Source organism: Stenotrophomonas sp. P5_A9, from assembly GCF_056400525.1.
In genome coordinates, this window is the sequence record NZ_JBFULC010000032.1 from 12,384 (window position 1) to 37,269 (window position 24,886).

Consider the following 24,886-nt stretch of genomic DNA (forward strand, 5'->3'; position numbering starts at 1 on the left):
TCTAGCGTGCCGCCTGCACGGCCCCGGCGTACACGTCTCGCCGCCCCCGCCCACGGCCCGTATCCTTGGCCCATGAGCACGCCGATTTTCCCGATCTCCCCGCTGCTGCCGCAGATCCTCGCGCATCTGGCCACCCATCCACGGCTGGTGCTGGAAGCGCCACCCGGTGCGGGCAAGACCACCCAGGTGCCGCTGGCGCTGCTGGACGCCCCATGGCTGCAGGGCCGCAAGATCCTCATGCTGGAACCGCGCCGGGTCGCCGCACGCAGTGCCGCGCAGTTCATGGCGCGCCAGCTGGGCGACGAGGTCGGCGGTACCGTCGGTTACCGCATCCGCTTCGAGAACAAGGTGTCCGCACGCACGCGCGTGGAAGTGGTCACCGAAGGCATCCTGACCCGGATGCTGCAGGACGACCCGATGCTGGAGGGCGTGGGCGCGCTGCTGTTCGATGAATTCCACGAGCGCCACCTGGCCGCCGACCTGGGCCTGGCCTTGGCGCTGGATGTGCAGGCGCAGCTGCGCGAGGACCTGCGCATCGTGGTGATGTCGGCCACGCTGGATGGCGAGCGCCTGGCGCAGTTCCTGGAGGCGCCGCGCCTGAGCAGCGAAGGCCGCAGCTTCCCGGTGGTCATCAGCCATTTCCCCGCACGCCGCGAGGAAGCGCTGGAGGCGCAGGCGCGCCGCGCGGTGGAGCAGGCGTTGGCCGAACATCCCGGCGACGTGCTGGTGTTCCTGCCCGGCCAGCGCGAGATCGCGCGTACCCAGGCGGCGCTGGAACAGGTGCTGCCGCCGACGGTGCAGGTGTTGCCGCTGCACGGCGAGCTGCCGGTGGAGCAGCAGTCGCGCGTGCTGCAGCCCGATCCGAACGGCCAGCGCCGGGTGGTGCTGGCCACCAACGTGGCCGAATCTTCGGTCACCCTGCCCGGCGTGCGCGTGGTGATCGATGCCGGGGTGGCGCGGGAACCGCGCTACGACCCCAACAGCGGCTTTGCGCGTCTGGATGTGGTGAGCATCGCGCAGGCCTCGGCCGACCAGCGCGCAGGACGCGCCGGACGCGTTGCCGACGGCTGGGCATGGCGGTTGTGGCCGCAGTCGCAGCGGCTGGAAGCGCAGCGACGGCCGGAGATGGTGCAGGTGGAACTGGCGTCGCTGGCACTGGAACTGGCCGCGTGGGGCAGCGATGACCTGCGCTTCGTCGACGCGCCGCCGGTCGGCGCCCTGGCCGCCGCCCGTGAATTGCTGCAGCGGCTGGGTGCGATGCGCGACGGTGGCGCCCTGACCGCGCTCGGCCGGCGCATGCTCACCCTGGGCACGCACCCGCGGCTGGCGGCGATGCTGCTGGCAGCCGAAGGCGGCGTCGAACAGGCGCTGGCCTGCGACCTGGCCGCACTGGTGGAAGCGCGCGATCCGCTGCGCCAGGGCGGCGATGCACTGGCCGCCCGCTGGCGTGCGCTGGCCGCGTTCCGGCAGGGGCGCGCACCGCACGACGCCAACCGCGGCGCCTTGGCCGCCATCGATGCGGCCAGCAAACAATGGCGACGCCGCCTGCGTTGCGACACCGCGCCGCCGGCCTCGGTGGAGGCGCATCGGCTCGGCGATCTGCTCGCCCATGCCTTCCCCGACCGCATCGCCGCGCGCCACCCCACCGACCCGCTGCGCTACCTGCTGGCCAACGGTCGCAGCGCGCGCCTGTTCGATCCCAGCGACCTGCGCGGCGAACCGTGGCTGGTGGCGGTGGAGCTGCGCTTCGAGGCACGCGATGCGCTGCTGCTGCGCGCCGCGCCGGTCGATGAAAACCGGCTGCGGCGTGATTTCCCCGAGCGCTTCCAACAGGAAGACGTGGTGCGCTGGGACGCCGACAAGCGCGCGCTGGTGGCGCGTCGTGAGACCCGCTTCGACCGCATCGTGCTCGACAGCCGTTCGGCCGGGCGCGTGGATCCGGCCCACGCCGCGCAGGCGCTGACCGAGGCCGTGGCCGAACTGGGGCTCGAAGCGCTGCCGTGGACCGACGGCCTGCGCCAGTGGCAGGCGCGCGCGCTGGCGGTACGCGCGTGGATGCCCGAGCTGGAACTGCCCGATCTGTCCGATGCGGCCTTGATGGACAGCCTGCCGCGCTGGCTCACGCCGGCCTTCAACGGCAAGACGCGTCTGGATGCGCTGGACGAGGCGAGCCTGGGCGAGGCATTGAAGTCGCCGTTGCCGTGGGCGCAGCGTCAGTTGATCGATCGCCATGCGCCGGTCCGCATCGCCGTGCCGTCGGGCATGGAGCGGGCGATCCACTATGCCGTCGATGCCGATGGCATCACCCCGCAGCCTCCGGTGCTGGCGGTGAAGCTGCAGGAACTGTTCGGCCTGGCCGACACCCCGCGCATCGCCGACGGACGCATTCCGCTCACCCTGCATCTGCTCTCGCCGGGTGGACGCCCCTTGCAGGTCACCCAGGACCTGCGCAACTTCTGGGCGAACACCTACACGGACGTAAAAAAGGAAATGAAGGGGCGCTATCCCAAGCACCCGTGGCCGGACGATCCGTGGACGGCGACCGCCACCCATCGGGCCAAGCCGCGCGGGACATGATGCCGCCGGCGGCGCGCCCTCACGCGCCCGGCGCATTCATGGCTGGCGGCTGACCGCGTCATCCGGTGCCACGGCGGTGGCCCTGAGGAGCGGCTACAGTCGTCATCCGGTCGTGGCTGGCGGATAACACGCCCTACACGGCCCAAGGGCGACACTGGACCAGAACCGAGGCAAAGGACCCCCCATGAGCAGATTGACTGTGATTACCGACCGCGCCCTCGAGCGCGCCCTGGACCTGGCAAGCACCGCCGGTGACGGCCTCAAGCATGCTGGCAGCAACCTGCGCCACTTCGGGCCGCAGGCGACCGACTGGATCAAGACCGGCGCGGCGCTTGGCGCAGTGAAGACCGGCAGCAAGGTGGCCGCCAAGGTGGTGCGTCGCAACCCGGCCGTGACCATCGCCGCTGCCGCCGTCGGCGTGGGCCTGCTGGGCTACGCGCTGTACCGCAAGCAGCAGAAGAAGAAGCTCGCCAACGGCGAGGTGGTGAACGGCCAGGCGCAGCGCATCAGCGCCCGCAACCGTCGCGCCAGCACCGTGGTGGACGAACACAGCGACATCGGCAGCGACGCCTGATCCTTTCGGGTCAGCGTTGACGCATCGAAACCGCCGGCAACGCCCGGCGKTTTTTTTTGGGGCGGGGTAGAGCCACCCCATGGGTGGCTGCGTTTTACGCCCGGCACAGCGCGCAGCCCCCCATGGGGTGGCGCTACCGGATCTCGCGCCATTGGCCGGGTTGCAGGTCATCCAGCGCATGCGCGCCCATCGACACCCGCACCAGCCGCAGCGTGGGTAGGCCCACGGCCGCGGTCATCCGCCGCACCTGGCGGTTGCGCCCTTCGCGCAGGGTGATCGCCAGCCAGGCATCGGGGACGGTCTTGCGGAAACGGACCGGCGGATCGCGCGGCCACAGCGTCGGTGCAGGGTCCAGACGCTCCACGCCCGCCGGCAACGTCGGCCCATCGTTGAGCGGTACGCCACGCCGCAATGCCTGCAGCTGGTCGTCGCTGACCGTGCCTTCCACCTGCACCCAATACGTTTTGTCCGCCTTGTGCCGCGGATCGGTGAGGGTGTGCGCCAGGCCACCGTCATCGGTGAGCAGCAGCAGGCCCTCGCTGTCGTAGTCCAGCCGTCCGGCCGCATACACCGCCGGCGGCAGGCCGAATCCGGCCAGTGTCGCGCGCGGCGGCTGGCTGCGGTCGGTGAACTGGCACAGCACGTTGAAGGGTTTGTTGAAGGCGATCAGCATGGCGGAGCGGGCGGCAATGGAGCCGCCATTGTCCCATCCCGTAGCCTCGGGCGGGCGTGCCGCCATGGCTGCGGCAGTGACGCCTGATCGACGATGCGGCGCGGCAGGCATCGCACGGGACGACCTGCACGTACCGACCTGCGATCGGTACGTGCGCAGCCGCGACCGGTATCAGCCCTTGGGCTTGATGAAGCGCAGGGTCATGCGGTCGCTTTCACCGATGGCCTGGTACTTGGCCTCGTCGGCGGCGTCGTGCTGGTTGGTCGGCGGCAGCGTCCATACCCCGTTGGGGTAGTCCTTGGTATCGCGCGGGTTGGCGTTGATCTCGCTGCTGCCGGCCAGTTTGAAGCCGGCGGCCTCGGCCATCGCGATCACCTCCTTCTGGCCCACATACCCGGTCTTGTCATCGGCGGGCACGTCGGCCTTGGCGCGGTGCTCGACCACGCCGAGCACGCCGCCGGGCTTGAGCACGCTGTAGAAGCCCTTGAACATGCCTTCGGCCTGGTTGGCGCTGCGCCAGTTGTGCACGTTGCGGAAGGTCAGCACCACGTCGGCGGAATTGGCCGCACCGAACACCGGCGCGGTCGGGTTGTAGGCAACCAGCGTGGCCTTGTCGTACACCGCCGCGTTGCCGGCGAACTTTTTCTCCAGTCCCTCGCGGCTGCGCTGCTGGTAATCGCGGCCACGGCCCTCGGGCACGGCCATCGGATCAACCACGGCGGCCACGTAGCTGCCCTTGCCGCGCAGCAGCGGAGCGAGGATTTCCGAGTACCAGCCGCTGCCGGGGGTGATCTCGATGACCGTCTTGCCCGGTGCCACGCCGAAGAACGACAGCGTCTGCGCAGGATGGCGATACGCATCGCGCTTGACGTTGGCCGGATCGCGATGGCTGTCCTGCACGGCCTTCTGCACGGCCGGGGTAATGGCAACCTGCGCGTTCGGGCCGGCAGGCTTGATGGCCATCGCGGGCGCGGCGAGCATCAGGGTGGAGACGGTGAACAGGCAGGCACAGGTCAACGAACGGGCTTTCATCAGCGGAGCTTCCGGTAGCGGGATGCCGCGAGACTAGCAGCCAGGCGTGCACAGGTGTTCACAAAACGTTAGTGCGACGCAGCAATCCGGAACACTGTTTTGTGCCTGCTGCCGCAACGCTGTCACCACGCCGGCCGTATCCTGTGGAAACGATTCCCAGGGAGAACATCACCCATGACTGCTACACGCGAACTCGGTCGTTCCGGCCTCCATGTCGCCCCCATCGCCTTCGGTGGCAACGTCTTCGGCTGGAGCGCAGACGAGAAGACCTCGTTCGCGTTGCTGGATGCGTTCGTCGATGCCGGCTTCAACCTGGTCGACACCGCCGATGTCTACTCGGCGTGGGTACCCGGCAACAGCGGCGGCGAATCGGAAACGATCCTCGGCCGCTGGTTCAAGCACAGCGGCAAGCGCGACAAGGTGGTGCTGGCCACCAAGGTGGCCAAGTGGGCAGAGCGCCCGGGCCTGTCGGCCGACAATATCGCCGCGGCGGTGGAAGATTCGCTGCGCCGTCTGCAGACCGATGTGATCGATCTGTACCAGGCGCACGAAGACGACGAATCCACCCCGCTGGAAACCACGCTGGCCGCCTTCGGTCGTCTGATCGAGCAGGGCAAGGTGCGCGCGATCGGCGCGTCCAACTACAGTGCCCGCCGCCTGGCCGATGCGCTGAAGGTGTCGGCGGACTACACGCTGCCACGCTATGAAACCCTGCAGCCGGAGTACAACCTGTACGACCGCGCCGGCTATGAAGCCGCGCTGGAGCCGCTGGTACGCGAACACGGCATTGGCGTGATCAGCTACTACTCGCTGGCCAGTGGCTTCCTCAGCGGCAAGTACCGCAGTGCCGAAGATGCGGGCAAGAGTAGTGCGCGCGGCCAGAGCGTGGTGAGCAAGTACGTCAACCCACGCGGGCTGCGCATCCTGGCCGCGCTGGATGACATCGCCGCCGGGCACGGCGCGACGGCCGCGCAGGTCGCGCTGGCCTGGCTGATCGCACGCCCCGGCATCACCGCACCGATCGTCAGCGCGACCAGCGTCGAGCAGCTGAAGGATGTGCTGGCTGCCGCGCAGGTCGCGCTGTCGACCGAAGATGTGGCGCAGCTGGATGCAGCGAGTGCCGAGCAGGGCTGAGTTACCCCGACGGCCAGACGCATCGGTGACGGACGCCCGGCGATCAACGGTTACGGCAACACGCTACGGCCACCTTCGGGTGGCCGTTTCCGTTCAGGCCACCGCGCTGTCTTCGGCCACCAGCGCGTGATGCACACTGATCCCGGCGCGGACCCCTTCGGCATTTGCCAGGGTGATGTTGCCCACCACGCTCGCATCGCCGGCGGCGTACACGCCGGGCACGCTGGTCTGCTTCTGCGCGTCCACCTGCACCAGCACGCCGATTGGGCTTTCTTCCAGCACGCAGCCGAGCTGTTCGACAAGCGGCGAGGCCATGTGCTGGCGCGCCGCGACAAACAGCGCGCGCAGGTCGATGTGGCGGCCGTCGGCAAGCAGCGCCCCGCTCAGGTCCGGCGCCTGCCCGGCCAGTTTGACCACCTGCGAGGTTTCGATGCTGACGCCGCGCCGCTGCAGCATCGCCCGTTCGTCGTCGTCGATGACCATGCCGTGCGCGAACAGCGTGACCTGGCCCCAGTCGGCGAGCAGGCCGGCCATCTTCACCGACATCGCGTGACCGCCAAGCAGGCCGATCGCGCCGCCGCCGACCTCGTAGCCGTGGCAGTACGGGCAGTGCAGCACGCTGTGGCCCCACCGTTCGCTCACCCCGGCAATGTCGGGCAATTCGTCGCGGATACCGGTGGCCAGCAGCAGCTTGCGCGCTGCCCACGTGCCGCCGTCGGCGGTGGTGACCGTGAAGCCATCGGCGCTGGCATGTGCGTCGGTGACGGTGTCACTGACCCAGCGCACGGTCGGGTAGTCCAGCAGCTGCGCCTTGGCCTGCCGGAGCATCTCGCTACCGGCGATGCCGTCCTGGCCCAGCACGCCGTGCGAATGCGCGGCGAAGCGGTTGCGCGGCAGCCCGCTGTCGATCACCAGGACGTCGCGGCGCGCACGCGCCAGGATCAGGGCGGCGGACAGGCCGGCAAAACTGCCGCCTACGATCACGGCGTCAAATCGCATGGGGAACTCCTGCTGCATGGTGGGCCAGGTGGCGGGCGAAGGCCTCGCCGAGGGTGGCCAGGGTGGTGCCGCGCAGGCGCTGCTCAAGCAGGGTCTGGGCCTGGCGGTAGCTGTCGTCCAGCGCCTCGTTGACCACCTGCTGCACCGGACAGCCACGCCCGGTCTCGCGCGCACCGGTGTGCAGCAGGGCCGGCGCGCCGATGGCGATGTAGACGTCGTGCAGGGTGATCTGTGCCGGCTCACGTGCCAGCTGGCTGCCGCCGCCGTGACCGCGCACCGTGCGCACCAGCCCGCCCCGTTGCAGGGCGGCAAGCAGGCGCCGGATCACCACCGGGTGGGTGGGCAGGCACATGGCGAGCTGCTCGGAAGTGCGCGGGCCATCCTGACCGACCAGATGGGCCATCACATGCAGGGCGTCGGAGAACTGGTTGCTGGATTTCATGTAACAACCATAGTTACAAATCGACCGGGTGTCCAGCACCGCCTGGGCATGCCGTTGGGCACTGTCACATCATTTTCATTTCAGTAAATGGAGACATAAATGTGATGCACATCCCACTTCAGAAAGAGCTGCCGCGAACCGATACCGCATCGCCCTCCCTCACTTTCCCTCCCCATGAACAAGACATCCAGCGTGCCCACGCGCGCCCTGAGCCTGCAGTTCAAGTTGCTGGGCGCGCTGTCGCTCGGTCTGGCCATCGTGGTGCTGTGCGCCTTGGCCGGGCTTGCCTCGGCCTGGTTGAACCTGTCCACCGACGTTCCGCCAGCGGTGGCGCGCAACGCGCAGGCCGAATTGCTGCAGCGCGAGTTCCGGCTGCAGGTGCAGGAATGGAAGAACGTGCTGATCCGCGGCAGCGATGAAGCGCTGCGCACGCGCCATCTGGCCGCGTTCGACAGCCAGGGCGGCAAGACCGCCGCGCTGGCCAAGGCGCTGGCCGGCAGCGACGACGCCAACACCGCACGACTGGCCGCCCGCTTCCTGGCCCAGCACGCCGCGCTGCAGAAGGAGTACCACGGCGCACTTGAGGCGTTCGCCGCCAGCGGCTACAGCCCGTTGCAGGGCGATGCGCTGGTGCGGGGCAAGGACCGTGCGTTGGGCACCACGCTGGATGCGCTGGGCAAGCAGACCGCGCAGGTGGCCGAACAGGCGGTGACATCGCGCTCGACGCAGGCACGCCGCACGCTGCTGCTCTGTGCCGTGTTGACCGCGTTGGCCGCCGCGGTACTGATGGGCGTGCTGGCCGTGTGGCTGCGTCGTGCGGTGATCGCCCCGGTGGTGGCGGTGGAAGCGGCCGCACGTGCGGTAGCTCGCGGTGAGCTGGACCACAGCGTGCAGGTGCACAGCCGCGACGAGATCGGCCGCCTCGGCCAGGCGATGGGCGCGGTGACCCGCACGCTCAAGGAGGTGCTGGCCGCGCAGGCCACCATGGCCGAGCGCCATGACGCCGGCCAGATCAGCTACCGCATGGACGACACTGCCTTCCCTGGCGGCTACGGCCAGATGGTCCGCGACAGCAACGCGCTGGTGCATGCGCATATCCAGGTGAAGATGCGCGCGATCGAGATCATGGGCCGCTATGCGGTGGGCGATCTGTCGCTGGACATGGAACGTCTGCCCGGCGAAAAGGCGGTGATCACCCAGGCGCTGGATACCGCCAAGGTCAACCTGGGCGCGATCAATGCCGAGATCAAGCGCCTCGCCACGGCAGCGGCGGCCGGCGATTTCAGCCAGCGTGGCGACGAAGCGCGTTACCAGTACGACTTCCGCGACATGGTCGGTGGTCTCAACCGGCTGATGCAGACGACCGAACAGGATCTGGAGCAGGTGTCGACCGTGCTGCAGGCGATCGCACGCGGCGATCTCAGCGCGCGCATGCACGGCCAGTTCCACGGGGTGTTCGCCCGCATGCGCGACGATGTGGCGCTGACCACCGGCCAGCTGACCGGCATCGTCGGCGACATCAAGCGCGCCGCGCAGTCGATCCAGGCGGCGGCCGGGGAGATCGCCACAGGCAACAACGATCTGTCCCAGCGCACCGAGCAGCAGGCGGCCAACCTGGAGGAAACCGCCGCCTCGATGGAAGAGCTGACCTCCACCGTGCGCCAGAACGCCGAACACGCGCGACAGGCCAACCAGCTGGCGATCGGCGCGCACGCGGTGGCTGCCGAGGGCGGTGAGGTCGTCGGCCAGGTGGTGCAGACCATGGGCGCGATCCAGACCTCGTCCCGGCGCATCGCCGAAATCATCTCGGTGATCGATGGCATCGCGTTCCAGACCAACATCCTGGCGCTCAACGCGGCGGTGGAAGCGGCGCGTGCCGGCGAACAGGGCCGCGGGTTTGCCGTGGTCGCCAGCGAAGTGCGCACGCTGGCCCAGCGTTCGGCCGGGGCCGCCAAGGAGATCAAGACCTTGATCGACCTCTCCGTCGGCGATGTCGCCAGCGGCGCGCGGCTGGTGCAGCAGGCCGGGCAGACCATGGGCGAGATCGTCAGCGGCGTGCAGCAGGTGACCGCCATCATGGCCGAGATTTCCGCCGCGTCGCAGGAGCAGTCCGCGGGCATCGAACAGGTCAACCAGACCGTGGTGCACATGGATGAAGCTACCCAGCAGAATGCCGCGCTCGTCGAGGAAGCAACGGCGGCGGCACGCAGCATGGAAGAACAGGCCATCGCCCTCAACGAGGCGGTGGATGTGTTCGTGCTGGATGCCGGCAGGGCTGCCCGGAGCGGATTGCCGCAGGCGGCCTGAGGTAGTGCCGGCCGCTGGCCGGCAACCCCATGAACCCGGCATCGCGCGGTTGCCGGCCAGCGGCCGGCACTAGCTGGCGCACCTCCACGGTGAGTTCCGGCAGCAGTTGGACCAACCGCCCGGCGTCGCGATCACGATGGGTCATGAAGTCGGACAGGCAGACGATGCCGACGTCCTCCAGTGCCAGCGCGCGCAGGGTTTCGCCGCTGGAGACGGCGATGGCCGGGCGCACGTGCAGCAGTGCGTCGGTGTCGCCGGGCAATGGCCAATGATTGAGCGAGTCCGGTTCGTTGAAGCCCAGCAGCGTGTGCCCGCGCAGCTCGGCCACGCGTGTGGGCGTGCCGTGCTGCTGCAGGTACGCCGGGCTGGCCAGGACCCGCAGGCGGCTGTGCGCCAGCGGCCGTGCATGCAGGGTGGAATCGGCCAGCGGCCCGATCCGGATCGCCACGTCGGTGCGCCGTTCCAGCAGGTCGATGTAGCGCTCGCTGCTGTTGAGTTCCAACAGCACGTCCGGGTAGCGCGCCCGGTACTCAGCGACCAGCGGCGCGATCGCATGCAGCACGAACGGCATCGCCGCATCCACGCGCAGGCGCCCGGCCGGACGGTCGCGGCGGGCGGCAATCTGCTCTTCGGCTGCCTCCACCGAGGCCACGATGGCGCGCGACTGTTCGAGGAAAGCGGCCCCTTCTTCGGTGAGCTGCAGGCGCCGCGTGGTACGGGTCAGCAGCGTGGTACCGAGCTTTTGCTCCAGCCGCGCCAGCGCCCGGCTCACCCCGGAGGTGGTCTGGCCCAGGGTTTCGGCGGCGGCGGTGATCGAGCCGCTGTCGATCACCGCGATGAAGGCCTGCATTTCGTCGAGGGTGGTTTTCATGGCGGTGAGCCGGCACGCGGGAGGCCTATTATTGATCATGGGGCAAGAGTGATTGGCGTGAAGGCCGCTTTTTCGGCAAGAGTGCGGCGCGCAGACTGCGCAGCCTCACCTCCCACCGGTAACCCACCATGTCCCGTGGCATCCCCTTGGCCCTGCTGGCGCTCACGCTTGGTGCGTACGCCATCGGCACCACCGAATTCGTCATCGTCGGGCTGATCCCGACCATCGCCGCCGACCTCGGCGTGTCCCTGCCCTCGGCCGGCCTGCTGGTCTCGCTGTACGCCCTGGGCGTGGCGGTGGGCGCGCCGGTGCTGACCGCCCTCACCGGCCGCGTGCCGCGCAAGACCCTGCTGGTGGCGCTGATGGTGCTGTTCACGCTGGGCAACGTGATCGCCTGGATGGCGCCGGGCTACGGCTCGCTGATCGTGGCGCGGGTACTCACCGGCCTGGCGCATGGCGTGTTCTTCTCGATCGGCTCGATCATCGCCACCTCGGTGGTGCCCAAGGAGAAGGCCGCCAGCGCGATCGCGATCATGTTCACCGGGCTCACCGTGGCCCTGGTCACCGGGGTGCCGCTGGGCACCTTCATCGGCCAGCACCTGGGCTGGCGTGCGACCTTCCTGGCCGTGGCCGCGCTCGGTGTGATCGCGCTGATCGGCAGCCTGCTGTTCGTGCCGCGCAATCTGCAGCGCAGCGAGCCGGCCACGTTCGGCCAGCAGTTGTCGGTACTGGCGCAGCCGCGTCTGTTGCTGGTGTATGCGATTACCGCGCTGGGCTACGGCGGCACGTTCCTGTCCTTCACCTACCTCGCCTCGATCCTGCAGGACGTCAGCGGCTTTTCGGCCAACGCGGTCAGCGGCGTGCTGCTGGTGTACGGCGTGTCGGTGGCCATCGGCAACCTGTGGGGCGGCCGCCTGGCCGACCGTCGCGGTCCGATCCCGGCGCTGACGTTGATCTTCGCGTTGCTCGCCGCGGTGCTGTTCGTGCTCACCTTCACCGCCTACAACAGCTGGCTGGTGCTGCTGACCGTGCTCGCACTCGGTGCGGTGGCCTTCGGCAACGTGCCGGGGCTGCAGGTGTACGTGGTCAAGCAGGCGAAGCGTTTCGCCCCGCAGGCCGCCGACGTCGCCTCGGGCCTGAACATCGCCGCCTTCAACGTCGGCATCGCCCTCGGTGCGTCGCTGGGCGGGCTGGTGGTGGATCACCTCGGGCTGATGCATACCCCGTGGCTGGGTGCGCTGGTGGTACTGGGCGCGCTGGGTCTGACCGTGCTGAGTGGTCGCCTGGATCGTCGCGATGGCGTGGCCGACCGCGCCGACGGCATCGCGGTGAGTGCGCATTGATGGATCGTGTGGCGGACCTCCACAACGGCAGCCGACCAACGGTTCGTTTCACGCAACAGCAGCCGACCAACGGTCGGCTCTACGTCGCTTTACGGTGCACGGCGTAGCCTGCACTGCCTCCCCCCTGAAGGAATTTTCATGAGCATCCCCGCATTCGGCCTCGGCACGTTCCGCCTCAAGGGCCAGACCGTCATCGACTCGGTCCGCAACGCATTGGACGTGGGCTACCGCGCCGTCGACACCGCACAGATCTACGACAACGAGGCCGAGGTTGGCCAGGCCATCGCCGAATCCGGCGTGGCCCGTGACGATCTGTTCCTGACCACCAAAGTGTGGATCGCCAGCTTCAGCCACGATGCCCTGCTGGACAGCCTGCGCGAGAGCCTGCGCAAGCTGCGCACCGACCATGTCGAGCTGACCCTGATCCACTGGCCCTCGCCGAAGGATGCGGTGCCGATGGCCGAGTACCTGGGCGCACTGGCGGAAGCAAAATCGCTGGGCCTGACCCGGCAGATCGGCATCTCCAACTTCACCATCGCCCAGACCCGCCAGGCGATCGAGATCCTGGGTGCCGATGCCATCGCCACCAACCAGATCGAAGTGCACCCGTACCTGCAGAACCGCGCGCTGATCGCGTTCCTGAAGGAACAGGGCATCCACGTCACCGCGTACATGAGCCTGGCCTACGGCGAGGTGCTCAAGGACCCGGTGATCCAGGCCATTGCCGAGCGCCACCAGGCCACCCCCGCGCAGGTCGCATTGGCATGGGCATTGCAGCAGGGCTACGCGGTGATCCCCTCCTCCACCAAGCGCGAGAACCTGGCCAGCAACCTGCTCGCCGCCGACCTGCGCCTGAGCGATGCGGACATGGCGCAGATCGCCACGCTGGACCGTGGGCAGCGCCTGGCCAACCCGGAAGGCATCGCGCCGGACTGGGATTGAGGCAGGCGGGCCTGGTCGGCAGTCGCGGTGGTGTTCTTCCTTCGCGCCTGCTGGCCGTGTTCCCGATATAGGCGGCGGTAGGGTCGGATCCGTATCGACCGTCGACCATGTGGATCGGCGCGGCGAACGCATGAGCCGTTGCAGGAGCCCGTGCGTCGACGCGGGTCATGCCATTGCCGGAACCTGGCGCATTTCACGGCAGTTGATCGGGATGCGGCCCTACCAGCATCCGCGGCCGCGGCCGCGGCAACAGTATTGAATCAGGCCTGCAACCATGCGCGCATCGCTGCGCTCACCTCGTCCGGTTTCTCCATCGGCGCCAGGTGCCCGCAATCGGGCACCACCACCAGTGTCGATCCCGGCACCAGCGCGTGCATTTCCTCGCTGATCGCCAGCGGGGTGATGCGGTCGTTGGCACCGCACACGATCAGCAGCGGATCGCGGTAGCTGGCCAGGGCGTCGTGGCCGTCGCCACGTTCGAGTGCGCTCTGGCGCAGGAACACCTCGGCACCGAGCCGCGCGGTCATGTCGCGCACGCGCTGCACCAGCACGTAATCGTCCCGCCGCGAGGCGTCGATGTAGCTGCGCATCAGTGTGTCGCCAAAGCCGTGGAAGGTGCCGGGCAGGCGCACGCTGGCGCGCTGCGACCGGCGCTGGGCCGCGCGCTCGGGCGAATCGGCATGGATCGACGTATCGATCAGGGCCAGCCGCAGCACCCGCTCCGGTGCCGTGCGCAGGATCTGCTGGGCGACGAAGCCGCCGAGCGAGAAACCGGCCAGGGCGAAACGCGCCGGTGCCTGCGCCAGCACGTCATCGACCACCGCCTGCAGCGTCTCGCCACGGGTCTGGTCGCCCACACTGCAGTCGGCGATATCGGACAGGTCGGCGATCTGCGCCCGCCAGAGTTCAGCGTCGTTGAGCAGGCCGGGGAGGAGAAGCAGGGGGAGGCGGTCGGTCATGGCGATAGTGTCGCCCCGCCGGCGTGCACGAGCCATGCCGCCAACGGCTCAGTGCGTTGCGGTATCTGGCGGCACGGGCACCTGCACGTCCTGCACCGGCAGGGTCACCACCATCACGGTGGAATCGTCTGGATCGAGCCGGGTCTTGAAGCCCAGGCTCTGGCACATCGCCAGCATGGTGCTGTTCTCGCGCAGCACCTGGCCTTCGATGATGTTCAGGCCCAGCCACTGCGCGTACTCGATCATGATGCTCATCAAGCGCCAGCCAATGCCGTGCCCCTTGAGGTCCGAGCGGATCAGGATGCCGTATTCGCCGCGGTCGTAATCGGCGTCGGCATGCAGGCGCACCGCGCCGAGCATGTCGCCGCTGCGCGGGTCGATGGCTACCAGCGCGATCGAGCGGGCGTAATCGAGCTGGGTCAGGCGGGCGATGAACTCGTGGCTGAAATGCTTGACCGACTGGAAGAAGCGCAGGCGCAGATCGTCGTCGGTGACGCGGGCGAAGAACGCGCGGAACAGCGCGTCGTCCTCCGGGCGCACCGGGCGCACGAAGGCGGGCGCACCGTCGGACAGGGTAATGGTGCGCTCCCACTCCTTCGGGTACGGGAACACGGCAAAACGCGGATGGCCACGGCCCTTGTGCAGCTTGCGCGAGGGCGCGATGGCCACGCGTGCGTCCAGCGCGATCACCCCGTCGCGGTCGGCGAGCAGCGGATTGATGTCCAGGCTGCGGATCTCGGGGATGTCGGCGGCCAGCTGGGCCAGCTTGACCAGGATCAGCGCAACCGCGCGTTCGTCGGCGGCCGGCACGTCACGGTACGCCTTGAGGATGCGCGAGACGCGGGTGCGGCCGATCAGTTCGTGCGACAGGCGCAGGTCCAGTGGCGGCAGCGCCAGCGCCTTGTCGTCGATCACTTCCACCGCGGTGCCGCCGCGGCCGAACACGATCACCGGGCCGAAGGTCGGGTCGTCGGCGATGCCGGCGATCAGTTCGCGCGCCTTGGGGCGGACGATGGTCGGCTGCACCAGCACGCCGTCGATGCGTGCATCCGGGCGCTTTTCATGCGCCCGCGCGATGATCGAGGTGGCGGCGGCATGCACCGCCTGCAGCGTGCCGAGGTTGAGGCGCACACCATCGACGTCGGACTTGTGCGGGATGTCGGCGGAGAACACTTTCACCGCGACCGTGGCGCCCTGCTCCAGCAGCGGCTGGGCCAGGTCCATCGCCTCGTGCGCGTCGCGCGCCTGCATCACCGGCGCCGAGGGAATGCCGTAGGCGGTGAGCAGCTGGTGGGTGGCGATCGGGTCCAGCCACTGCTGGCCGGCAGCGAGCGCGCGCTCGACCAGCGCCCGCGCGGCGACGGTGTCGACCACGAAATCCTCGGGCAGGCTGGGCGGGGTTTCCATCAACGCGGCCTGCGCGTCGCGGTAGCGCACCAGATGCTGGAAGCCGCGCACGGCCTCGGCTTCGGTGGGATAGGTCGGCACGCGTGCCGCGTTGAGGGTGGCAGTGGCGCGGTCGTCGTTGCCCAGCCAGACCGCGAACACCGGTTTGTCGCGGTGGTGGCGCGGGCGCAGGCCAAGGGTGCGGGTGAGCGCCTGCGCGGCGTCGGCCGAGGAGGTGAACGCGGTGGGCACGTTGACCACCAGCACCGCGTCGTTTTCGCTGTCGGACATCAGCGCGTCGATGGCGGCGGCGTAGCGCTCGCCGTCGGCGTCGACCACGATGTCGACCGGATTGCTGCGCGACCAGCCTTGCGGGAGCACCGTATCGAGCTGGGCGACGGTGGCCGGCGACAGCTCGGCGAGGCTGCCGCGCAGCGCCAGCAGCTGGTCCACCGCCAGCCGCCCTACCCCGCCACCGTTGCTGAGGATGGCCAGCCGCCGCCCGGGGAAGGTGCCGAGCCGGCCAAGCGTTTCGGCGGCGGTGAACAACTCGTCCAGCGCGCTGACGCGCAGCAGGCCGGCGCGGTTGAACGCCGCGCCGTAGACGGCGTCGCTGCTGGCCAGGGCCTGCACATGGGTGTCGGCGTCGGGATCGATGCGGATGTGGCGGCCGGACTTGACCACGACGACGGGTTTGGCACGGGCGGCCGCACGCGCGGCCGACATGAACTTGCGCGCGTCGCCGATGTGTTCGACGTAGAGCAGGATCGCGCGGGTGCGGTAGTCGGTGGCGAAGTAGTCGAGCAGGTCGCCGAAGTCGACATCGAGGGTGTCGCCGAGCGAGACCACGGCGGAGAAGCCGACCGAACGGGCGACGCCCCATTCCACGAGCGCGGCGGCAATCGCACTGGATTCGGAGATCAGGGCGAGGTCGCCGGCCTGCGGGAAGTGGGCGGCGATGCTGGCATTGAGACGGGCATGCGGGGCGATGACGCCCAGGCAGTGCGGGCCGAGAATGCGCAGGCCTTTGGCGCGGGCGGCGGTTTCGACCTGGGCGGCGAGCGAGCCGGGGCCCTGGCCCAGGTTGGCGGTGAGGATGATGGCGGCGGCGACGCCACGCTCGGCGGCGGTGGCCACCACCTGGGGGACGATGCTGGCCGGCGCGGTGATGATGACCAGTTCGGGAACCCAGTCGAGATCCTTGAGCCGTTTGACGGTGCGGATGCCGTCGATGTCGCTGTAGCGCGGGTTGATCCAGGCGACCTTGCCGGGGAAGCCGGTGGCGCGCAGGTTGCGCATGACGGCGCGGCCGGCGGAGCGTTCGCGCGGGCTGCCGCCGATGACGGCGACCGATTGCGGACGGAAAACGGATTGCAGGTGGTAGGTGCTCATGGGCCGCACAGTCGCCGGGTCATGGGTGACACGGTACACGGCTGGAGTGGTGGGTGTGATGATCTGGCGCAGGTGCGGGATCGAGATTCAAGGCAGCTCGACAGCGCGTCCACCGGTAGTTCCTTTCCTCGTGCGGGACAGCGCCGCCCTGCCCGGCCGAGACACGGCTTGAACTGCGCCGCCGTACGCACTGGCGCCGTTGTGTTCCGCACGTGGCCACGCGCTCGTGTGGTTTCGATGATGCCGCTTCGTTCTGCCGAGCATGGCTCGGCACTACCGTATGGCATCCGTGCCCGGCGGGAATGGCATCCATGCCCGATGGGGCATGCCGCCGCGCGTGCGGACAGTGGCGCATTCCGGTGTGGCTACGCGCTCGTGTGGTTTTCGCCGGTGCCGGTTCGCTCTGCCGAGCATGGCTCGGCACTACCGTGTGGCATCCGTGCCCGGCGGGAATGGCATCCATGTCCGGTGGGGCATGCCGCCGCGCGTGCGGACAGCGGCGCATTCCGGTGTGGCCACGCGCTGGTGTGGCTTCGCTGATGCCGCTTCGTTCTGCCGAGCATGGCTCGGCACTACCGTATGGCATCCGTGCCCGGCGGGAATGGCGTCCATGCCCGGCGGGAATGGCATCCGTGCCCGGCGGGGCATGCCGCCGCGCGTGCGGACACCGGCGCATTCCGGTGTGGCCACGCGCTGGTGTGGCTTCGCTGATGCCTCTTTGTTCTGCCGAGCATGGCTCGGCACTACCGTATGGCATCCGTGCCCGGCGGGAATGGCATCCGTGCCCGACGGGCATGCCGCCGCGCGTGCGGACAGCGGCGCATTCCGGTAGAGCCACGCCATGCGTGGCTGGCACTCACCGTGTTGGACTACAACAACGTGCCGCTGAGAATCATCGCGGCGATGCTGAAGTAGATCACCAGGCCGGTGACATCGACCAGGGTGGCCACGAACGGCGCCGAGGCGCTGGCCGGGTCGAAACCCAGGCGTTTGAGGATGAAGGGCAGCATCGAGCCGGACAGCGAGCCGAACGTGACGATGCCGACCAGCGCCGCGCCGATGGTGAGGGCCAGCAGCTTCCAGTGCTCGCCGTAGTCGTGCAGGCCCAGCAGCTGCCAGGACACGATGCGGATCATCGCCAGCACGCCGAGGATGGCGCCGAGGGTGAGGCCGGTGGGGACTTCGCGCAGCGCGACTTTCCACCAGTCGCGCAGGCGCAGTTCGCGCAGGGCCAGGCTGCGGATCAGCAGCGAGGTGGCCTGGGAACCGGAGTTGCCGCCGGAGCTCATGATCAGCGGGATGAACAGGGTAAGCACGACGGCGCGGGAGAGTTCGTCTTCGTAGTGCTGCATGGCGCTGGCGGTGAGCATTTCGCCCAGGAACAGCACGCTGAGCCAGCCGGCGCGCTTGCGGATCATGTCGAAGAAGCCGATCTGCATGTAGGGCTTTTCGAGCGCTTCCATGCCGCCGAACTTGTGCGCGTCCTCGGTGGATTCCTCGATCAGGGCGTCGAGGATGTCGTCGACGGTGACGATGCCGAGCACGTGCTGCTGGGCGTCCACCACCGGGATGGCAAGCAGGTCGTGGCGGCGGATCAGCTGGGCGACTTCTTCCTGGTCGAGCATCGCATCGACGGTGACCGGCGGGTTGACCTGGGCCACCTCGAGGATGGGCTCGTCGGGCAGGCCGGTGATCAGCCGGCGCATGGTCACCACCTGCACCAAGGTGCGCGCGTGCGGGTCGAGCACGTAGATGGCGTAGACGGTTTCGCGGGTGCGCTCGACTTCGCGGATGTGCTGCAGGGTGCGGCCGACGGTCCAGTCGGCGGGCACGCTGACGAACTCGGTGGTCATCAGCGCGCCGGCGGTATGCGCGGGATAGCTGAGCAATTGCTGGATGGAGTGGCGTGCCTCGGCGCTGAGCAGCGGGATCAGGCGGGCGCGCTCGTCTTCGTCCAGTTCATGGACGATGTCGGTCGCGCGGTCATCGGCCATCAGCCCGAGCAGGGCGGCGGCGCGGGCCACCGGCAGCAGGCCGACCAGCTCGCCGCTGCGGTTGAGCTCGGGCTGTTCGAGCATCTTCACCGCACGCGGCAACGGCAACGCCGCCAGCGTGTCGGCAGCGCGCGACAGCTCCAGGGTGTTGAGGAACTCCACCGCGTCGGCGGTGTTGAAGTGCTCCAGCGGTTCGCTCAGGGCGGCGGCATCGGCCACCGGGCGCAGCAGGTCTTTCTGGTTCATCGGGTTCGCCTGTGGGGATCGCCATGCGCGACGCCAGCAGTGGCGAACCGTCCCTCGTCAGGCGGTGGCCATCACTGGCGTCGAGCAAGGTCGACTTCTACTGTCGCTGGACATGGGTTTGGGGACTCCGCAAGGGTGTACTGCCGGACGTGCCGGCAGCGGCGGGCAGTCTGGACCCGGGCGCAGGGCGGGTCAACCCGTGGCCGGCTGCGGTGTTGGGCCGCGATTGACGTTGGGCCAACGCCGGCGTCGCATAATGGGCCTCGATATTGCCCGGCGACACTCCCATGAGCAGGTCCCTCCATGCATAGCGGCGCGCTCGAGCTGGCCCTGGTGCTGCTGTTGGCGGCGGTGATCGCGGTACCGGTGTTCAAGAAGCTGGGGCTGGGCGCGGTGCTGGGCTACCTGGCCGCCGGCGTGGTGCTGGGCCCCGATGGCCTGGGCTTTGTGCAGGATGCCGACCGCATCCTCGGCGCGGCCGAGATCGGCGTGGTGATGCTGCTGTTCGTGATCGGGCTGGAGCTGTCGCCGGCACGACTGAAAGTAATGCGGCGCTCGGTGTTCGGCGCCGGTGCATTGCAGGTGGCGCTCAGCGCGATCGTGCTGGGCAGCTTGTTGCTGCTCGATCATTTCCAGTGGAAGAGCGCGCTGATCGTGGGCATCGCACTGGCGCTGTCGTCCACGGCGGTGGGCCTGCAGCTGCTGTCCGAGCACAAGGGGATCAACAGCGACTACGGTCGGCTGGGCTTTGCGATCCTGCTGTTCCAGGACCTGATCGCCATTCCGCTGCTGGCGGCGATCCCGCTGTTGGGTGGGGCCAAGAACGAGTCGCTGCAGTGGCAGGACGTGGCGGTGGCACTGGGTGCGCTGGCGGTGGTGATCCTGTGCGGGCGTCCCGTGCTGCGCCGCCTGTTCAACATCATCGCGCGCACGCGCAGCCCCGAGGTGTTCACCGCGATGGCGCTGCTGGTGGTGCTGGGCACCGCCTGGTTCATGCAGGAGGCCGGGCTGAGCCCGAGCCTGGGCGCGTTCCTGGCCGGCGTGCTGCTGTCCGATTCGGAATTCCGCCACGAGCTGGAATCGCAGATCGAGCCGTTCAAGGGGCTGCTGCTGGGCCTGTTCTTCATTGCGGTGGGCATGGGCATCGACCTGGACCGCATCGTGGCCGAGCCGGCGATGATCGCCGCGGGCGTGGCGATCCTGCTGGTGGTGAAGTTCGGGCTGCTGTTCGGCATCGGCAAGCTGGCCAGGCTGCGTACCCGGCACGCGCTGATGCTGGGCAGCGTACTGTGGCTGGGCGGCGAATTCGCCTTCGTGGTGTTCAACGAGGCGCAGCGCGCGAACCTGCTGGGCAATGCCAACCACGACCGCCTGGTGGCGATCGTCGGCCTGTCGATGGCGATCACGCCGCTGCTGATGATCGCGCTGATGCGGCTGCTGGGCAGCGAGGATGCGGCACAGGCAGACGAACGGCCGGCCGACAAGGTGGATACCGACGGCGCGCCACCGCAGGTGATGATCGCCGGCATGGGCCGCTTCGGCCAGGTGGTGGCGCGCCTGCTGACCGCGCAGAAGATCCCGTTCGTCGCGTTGGAGTCCAATCCGGACACGGTCTCGGATCTGCGCCGGTTCGGCAACAAGCTGTACTACGGCGATCCGACCCGGCCGGAGATGCTGCGCGCGGCCGGCGGCGAGCATATCCGCGTGTACGTGGTGACCCTGGACGACCCGGACGCGAACATGCGCGCGACGCGCCTGATCCGGCGCAACTATCCCGATGCGGCGGTGCTGGTGCGCGCCCGCAACCGCCAGCACGCGTGGCGGTTGATGGACATGGCCGCCGAACCGTTCCGCGAGGTGTTCGGCACCAGCCTGGAGCTGAGCGAACGGATGCTGATCGCGCTGGGCATCCCGAAGGACACCGCGCGCAGCCATGTACAGCGCTTCCGCGAACATGACGAAAAACTGCTGCGCGACCAGTACCTGGTGTACGACGACGAGACGGCGGTGATCCAGACCTCACGCGATGCGCGCGCGGATCTGATGCAGCTGTTCGAGGCCGATGCGGAGAGCGATGGAAAGGCGTCGGATCGCGACCGCCACGGTTGAACCGGCGCGATGGAAGCGCTGGCGGCGACGGGATGAAAGGGAGCCGACCCACGGTCGGCGCTACGCGGGGTGGTCCGCCGGATCAGCCGTTGTCGCGCAGGAACCGCGCCATCGAGGACACGCCCGGCACGCGCGGCTCGAACTCGCCGGCCACGTCGATGAAACCGCGCATGACCGCGATCTCGCGCGGGCTGCGGTTGAGGGCATCGCGCACGTCCGGGTCGGCACCGGCACGCAGCAGGCGCTGCACCAGCAGTGGCAGCCCATGCAGGGCGGCCAGGTGCAACGGACCGAAACCGCGCGGATCGCGCACCTCCAGCGACACGTCCTCGTCGAGCAGGCGCTCGACCGCGGCCAGCACGACCTGCTCATCGCAGGCGGTGCCCGGTTCAGCGCGCGCGCCCAGCAGCAGCAACAGCGGCGTCACCGAACCGGCCGCGGCCTGGTCGGGCTCGGCGCCGGCCAGCAGCAGGGTGTCTAGCAGGGCCAGCAGGCGCGAGCGGTCGCGGGCGCTGAAGCCGTAGAGCGCCGCGCAGTGCAGCGGGCCCAGTTGCTGCGCGTCGCCGGCATGCACGTTGGCGCCGGCGGTGAGCAGGCGCGCGACGATGTCGGGCAGGCCCAGCGCCGAGGCCAGCATCAGCACGGTGACGCCACCGGGCAGGCGGTATTCGAGTTCGGCGCCGGCATCGAGCAGCGCCGAGACGATGTCGATCTGGCGCATGCTCACCGCTGCCGACAGCGGCGTGGCGCCGCTCGCCGCGGCGTGCTGCGGGTTCGCACCACGCGCCAGCAACAGGTCGACCACGGCCAGGTGGCCACCGCCCGCGGCGCGCAGCAACGCGGTGCAGCCCTGCGCGTCGACCACGTCGACGGCAAAGCCCAGGTCGATCAGGCGACGCACCGCATCGGCATCGCCAGACATGGCCGCGGCCGGCAGGTCGCCGTCGCGCAGCGCACGTCGCGGCAGCGGCCACACCCGCCAGTCCAGCCAGTCGGCGAGGTCGCGGCGACCGATCGACAGCGCCACGCCCAGGGGGGTCTGGCCATCGGCCGCGCGGGCTTCCGGGGACGCGCCCTGCAGCACCAGTAGTTTCAGCGAGCCTTCGCGGGCCAACGCCGTGGCCAGGTGCAGGGCGGTCATGCCATGGCTGTCGCGCGCCTCACGGTCCACGCCAAGCACCAGCAGCGCATGCTGCAGCCGCAGCCAGCCCAGGCGCACGGCCAGCGACAGCGGCGGATCGCCGGCCGGCGACGGCGCGAACGGATCGGCGCCACGTTCCAGCAGTTCCAGCGCCAGTTGCTCCAACCCGCGCGAGGCGTGATCGTGTTGGGCGCAGGCGCTGAGCAGACGGGCCAGGCCGCCACGACCGGCCGGGGACAGGCCACGGCGCAGCAGCACCTGCAACGCCGGGACGGCATCGATGCCGCGCGCCAGCAGCGCGAACATCGGCGTGTCGCCGCAGGCATCGAGGACTTCCGGCGCGGCACCGTTGGCGATCAGCCAATCGACCGCCTGCGGATCCAGTGCCAGCTCGGCGTCGTGCAGCAGGCCACCCAGTTCGTCGGGCGCGCACAGCCGCGCCAGCGCGGCCATGCCGTCGAAATTGCCGAAGCCCAGCGCTTCGCGCAGCAGGTCCAGCGGCGGCCGGTCCGGCAGCGACGGCGTGCCCGGGCCTGCCTCGGTATCGACCGCGACCAGCCCGTCGGTGACCGATGCCGGCAGCGGATAGTTGCGGTCCAGCAGCGACACGATGGTCCAGCGCCCGGCGCTGGCGGCGATGTCGACGGCGCGACGGCCCTGCGGATCGGGAATGTCGGCGGCGATGCCCAGTTCCAGCAGGCGGCGCACCAGCAGCGGCGACACGTTGTCGGCCATGCAGGCCAGCAGCACCGCGTTGCGCCCTTCCCCATCGACGGCATTGCGCTCGGGATGGTGCGGCAGCAGGTGTTCGATCACCGCCGCGCGACCGCCCCGGGCCGCTTCCAGCCATGGGGTGCGCGAAAGTGCATCGCGCGATTCAAGGTTGGCACCGGCGGCCAGCAGCACATCGATGATGTCCACATGGCCGGCCAGCGCGGCCTCGTGCAGGGCACTGCGGCGCTGGCGGTCGCGCGCGTCGGCGCGCGCCTTGTGCTTGAGCAGCAGCTGTACGCCGGCCGGATCATCTTCTTCGGTACCGGCGGCGGCCAGCAGCACCGGGGTGCCCTCGGCCGGCTCGGTCTTGGCGCCGCGCTCGAGCAGGAACCGCGCCAATCGCCAGTTGCCGACCTGGCAGGCCACCGCCAGCGGCGACCAGCCTTCCTGGTTGAGTGCGTCCACTTCGGCGGCGGCATCGCGCAGCAGCGCGGCCACGCCCGGATCGGAACTGCGTGCGGCGTGGTGCAGCGGCGTGTTGCCATCGCTGTCGACCGCGCGCGAATCGGCGCCGTTGGCCAGCAGGGTCATCACCGCCTCGGGTCGGCCGTGCCAGCTGTCACGCGTGGCGGCCAGCAACGGGGTCATGCCCCGGTGCGGTGCATTGACGTCCACCCCGCGCGCGATCAGTTCGCGCAGCAGGCGCAGGTCCGGCAGCACGGCGGCCAGCACCGGCAGGTTGCGCTGGTCGCGCCAGGCCGGATCGGGCAGGCCATGCGGATCGGCGCCGGCGGCCAGCAATTGCAGCGCACGGTCGACGCGGCCACTGCGGGCGGCGTCATACAGCGCTGGCAGGTGTTCGTGCTGGCCGAGGTGTTCCAGCGGCTGCGGTTCGGCGTCGTGGTTGGCCAGCGCATCGGCACCGTGGCCGTCCACATCGAAGGGGTTGCGCACGGCCAGCGCGGTGGCCGGGGCGATGGTCTGCAGCAGCAGGTGCGCCAGCGGCGACAGCACCACCACGGCGGCGGTCAGCGGCCAGCGCAGTGCGTCCGATACCAGGCCGGGCCAGGCAGGCAGCACCACCAGCGCGCAGAGGGCAACCACCAACGCAGCCACGCCCAGCCCACGCCAGGCGCTGAGGTCACGGCCGGACAGGGCCTGCCAGTGGCCGGTCAGGCTGCCATCGGTGCGTTCGATTTCATTCCACAGCGGCCACGTGCGCCAGACGCCAAGCAGGGCGGCGCTGACGGCTACGCTCAGGCCGAGCACGGCGGCAAGGCTGCCGCTGTCGTGCAGGGCGCTCAACGGCCAGGCCACCAGCGCGGCCAGCAGCAGCGGGCCGGCCAGCCAGGGAACCAGCAGCGCAGGCAGGTCCTGCCGCAGCAACTGCGGGGGCGCATGCACGGGGCGGGTACGTCGCCACCAGGCGATGCCGAGGGCGAACGCCGGCTGCGCCAACGCCACGCCAAGGGCGGCAGGCACGCCGCCGAGCGCGGCCGCCAGGGCCAGCAGGACGCCGGCGGCGAACGCGATGGCCATGGCGCGGCTGCGCAGGGGATCAGTCATCGCGGCGACGCGGGACGCGCACCGGGGCGACCGGTGGCGGGGGCATCTGCAGATGGAATCCGCGCTCGGCCAGGTTGGCGCGCACTTGCCCGACGTCGGCCAGGGCGAGGCGACGGTCAGGGGTCAGGGCGACTTCGAGCACGAATTCAAACGGCGCCAGCGTGGCTTTCAGCGCGTCGGGGACGGCGTTGAAGTCATCGCGGGCGGCGAGGTAGACGTAGGTGTCCTGCTTGCGTTGGCTTTTGTAGACGTAGGCTTGCATTGCCTGCGGGGCGCTGCCCTGGAGTAGATACGATGATTGTGTCGGAAACCACGCAAGGGGGAAAGCCGGGATCGGCTTCCGGCGTCGGTTTGATGGCGCGCGGCAGATTCAGGTTCATCAATGTCGYGGGGGTGTTCAGGTGGGTTTGGTCTTTTTGGCCGCGTTTTTCTGAAGCCCCAAGCAGCACGTCGTTTCCGTTTAGGGGGATGGGGCGGGTGGGTGG

At 69.4% G+C, this 24,886-nt stretch carries 17 protein-coding genes; 7 read left to right on the plus strand and 10 right to left on the minus strand.

Annotated features, from left to right (window positions below):
• Positions 1 to 72 precede the first annotated feature (72 nt).
• Both hrpB and AC1DR7_RS11715 read left to right on the plus strand, forming a co-directional pair.
• Positions 73 to 2,577: an ATP-dependent helicase HrpB gene (hrpB, locus tag AC1DR7_RS11710; RefSeq protein ID WP_457317830.1), complete on the plus strand. Its 2,505-nt coding sequence runs from the start codon at positions 73 to 75 to the stop codon at positions 2,575 to 2,577.
• Positions 2,578 to 2,761: 184 nt separating this feature from the next.
• On the plus strand, positions 2,762 to 3,151 hold the full coding sequence (locus AC1DR7_RS11715; protein ID WP_256774846.1) for a hypothetical protein: 390 nt from the start codon (positions 2,762 to 2,764) through the stop codon (positions 3,149 to 3,151).
• A gap of 133 nt (positions 3,152 to 3,284) precedes the next feature.
• Here AC1DR7_RS11715 and AC1DR7_RS11720 read toward each other — a convergent pair whose 3' ends face one another.
• The gene (locus AC1DR7_RS11720) at positions 3,285 to 3,824 is read right to left on the minus strand and encodes a pseudouridine synthase (protein ID WP_457317843.1); all 540 of its coding nucleotides are present in this window, start codon (positions 3,822 to 3,824) and stop codon (positions 3,285 to 3,287) included.
• A 171-nt stretch (positions 3,825 to 3,995) separates the two neighbouring features.
• Positions 3,996 to 4,859, minus strand: coding sequence for a class I SAM-dependent methyltransferase (locus AC1DR7_RS11725; protein ID WP_478051100.1), 864 nt, complete (start codon positions 4,857 to 4,859; stop codon positions 3,996 to 3,998).
• A 171-nt stretch (positions 4,860 to 5,030) separates the two neighbouring features.
• Between AC1DR7_RS11725 and AC1DR7_RS11730 the strand changes: the two genes are divergently transcribed.
• Entirely contained in the window at positions 5,031 to 5,990 is a 960-nt protein-coding gene (locus AC1DR7_RS11730) for an aldo/keto reductase (protein ID WP_457317829.1), read from the plus strand.
• A 93-nt stretch (positions 5,991 to 6,083) separates the two neighbouring features.
• Here AC1DR7_RS11730 and AC1DR7_RS11735 read toward each other — a convergent pair whose 3' ends face one another.
• Both AC1DR7_RS11735 and AC1DR7_RS11740 read right to left on the minus strand, forming a co-directional pair.
• Positions 6,084 to 6,989 carry an NAD(P)/FAD-dependent oxidoreductase gene (locus AC1DR7_RS11735; RefSeq protein WP_457317828.1) on the minus strand — a complete coding sequence of 302 codons (906 nt, stop codon included), beginning with the start codon at positions 6,987 to 6,989 and terminating at the stop codon, positions 6,084 to 6,086.
• Positions 6,979 to 7,431 (minus strand): Rrf2 family transcriptional regulator, encoded by a 453-nt coding sequence (locus AC1DR7_RS11740; RefSeq protein WP_457317827.1) that lies wholly within the window; start codon positions 7,429 to 7,431, stop codon positions 6,979 to 6,981. The genes AC1DR7_RS11735 and AC1DR7_RS11740 overlap by 11 nt, the downstream gene beginning before the upstream one ends.
• A 174-nt stretch (positions 7,432 to 7,605) precedes the next feature.
• Here AC1DR7_RS11740 and AC1DR7_RS11745 point away from each other — a divergent pair, with 174 nt between their 5' ends.
• Positions 7,606 to 9,738: a methyl-accepting chemotaxis protein gene (locus AC1DR7_RS11745; RefSeq protein ID WP_478051092.1), complete on the plus strand. Its 2,133-nt coding sequence runs from the start codon at positions 7,606 to 7,608 to the stop codon at positions 9,736 to 9,738.
• Here the strand turns inward: AC1DR7_RS11745 and AC1DR7_RS11750 are convergent.
• Positions 9,665 to 10,609 carry a LysR substrate-binding domain-containing protein gene (locus AC1DR7_RS11750; protein WP_478076496.1) on the minus strand — a complete coding sequence of 315 codons (945 nt, stop codon included), beginning with the start codon at positions 10,607 to 10,609 and terminating at the stop codon, positions 9,665 to 9,667. The genes AC1DR7_RS11745 and AC1DR7_RS11750 overlap by 74 nt on opposite strands.
• 128 nt (positions 10,610 to 10,737) lie before the next feature.
• Here AC1DR7_RS11750 and AC1DR7_RS11755 point away from each other — a divergent pair, with 128 nt between their 5' ends.
• Together AC1DR7_RS11755 and dkgB are read left to right on the plus strand one after the other, a co-directional pair.
• On the plus strand, positions 10,738 to 11,952 hold the full coding sequence (locus AC1DR7_RS11755) for an MFS transporter (protein WP_457317824.1): 1,215 nt from the start codon (positions 10,738 to 10,740) through the stop codon (positions 11,950 to 11,952).
• Positions 11,953 to 12,090: 138 nt separating this feature from the next.
• On the plus strand, positions 12,091 to 12,894 hold the full coding sequence (gene dkgB, locus AC1DR7_RS11760) for a 2,5-didehydrogluconate reductase DkgB (protein ID WP_457317823.1): 804 nt from the start codon (positions 12,091 to 12,093) through the stop codon (positions 12,892 to 12,894).
• Positions 12,895 to 13,154: 260 nt separating this feature from the next.
• On the opposite strand, the gene AC1DR7_RS11765 is transcribed toward dkgB, so the two are convergent.
• The 3 genes from AC1DR7_RS11765 to mgtE all read right to left on the minus strand — a co-directional run bounded on the left by AC1DR7_RS11765 (position 13,155) and on the right by mgtE (position 18,871).
• Positions 13,155 to 13,853: an alpha/beta fold hydrolase gene (locus AC1DR7_RS11765; protein ID WP_457317822.1), complete on the minus strand. Its 699-nt coding sequence runs from the start codon at positions 13,851 to 13,853 to the stop codon at positions 13,155 to 13,157.
• A 48-nt stretch (positions 13,854 to 13,901) separates the two neighbouring features.
• Positions 13,902 to 16,631, minus strand: coding sequence for a bifunctional acetate--CoA ligase family protein/GNAT family N-acetyltransferase (locus AC1DR7_RS11770; RefSeq protein WP_478051089.1), 2,730 nt, complete (start codon positions 16,629 to 16,631; stop codon positions 13,902 to 13,904).
• A gap of 869 nt (positions 16,632 to 17,500) precedes the next feature.
• Complete coding sequence (gene mgtE, locus AC1DR7_RS11775) at positions 17,501 to 18,871, minus strand: magnesium transporter (RefSeq protein WP_457317820.1); 1,371 nt, start codon at positions 18,869 to 18,871, stop codon at positions 17,501 to 17,503.
• Between the two features lie 303 nt (positions 18,872 to 19,174).
• On the opposite strand from mgtE, the gene AC1DR7_RS11780 reads away from it, so the two are divergent.
• A complete protein-coding gene (locus AC1DR7_RS11780; RefSeq protein ID WP_457317819.1) occupies positions 19,175 to 20,980 on the plus strand; it encodes a monovalent cation:proton antiporter-2 (CPA2) family protein in 1,806 nt (601 codons plus the stop codon).
• Positions 20,981 to 21,062: 82 nt separating this feature from the next.
• Here the strand turns inward: AC1DR7_RS11780 and AC1DR7_RS11785 are convergent, their stop codons facing one another.
• Positions 21,063 to 24,401: an ankyrin repeat domain-containing protein gene (locus AC1DR7_RS11785; protein WP_457317818.1), complete on the minus strand. Its 3,339-nt coding sequence runs from the start codon at positions 24,399 to 24,401 to the stop codon at positions 21,063 to 21,065.
• Positions 24,394 to 24,663, minus strand: coding sequence for a YcgL domain-containing protein (locus AC1DR7_RS11790; protein WP_457317817.1), 270 nt, complete (start codon positions 24,661 to 24,663; stop codon positions 24,394 to 24,396). Before AC1DR7_RS11790 ends, AC1DR7_RS11785 begins: the two co-directional genes overlap by 8 nt.
• Positions 24,664 to 24,886: the final 223 nt, after the last annotated feature.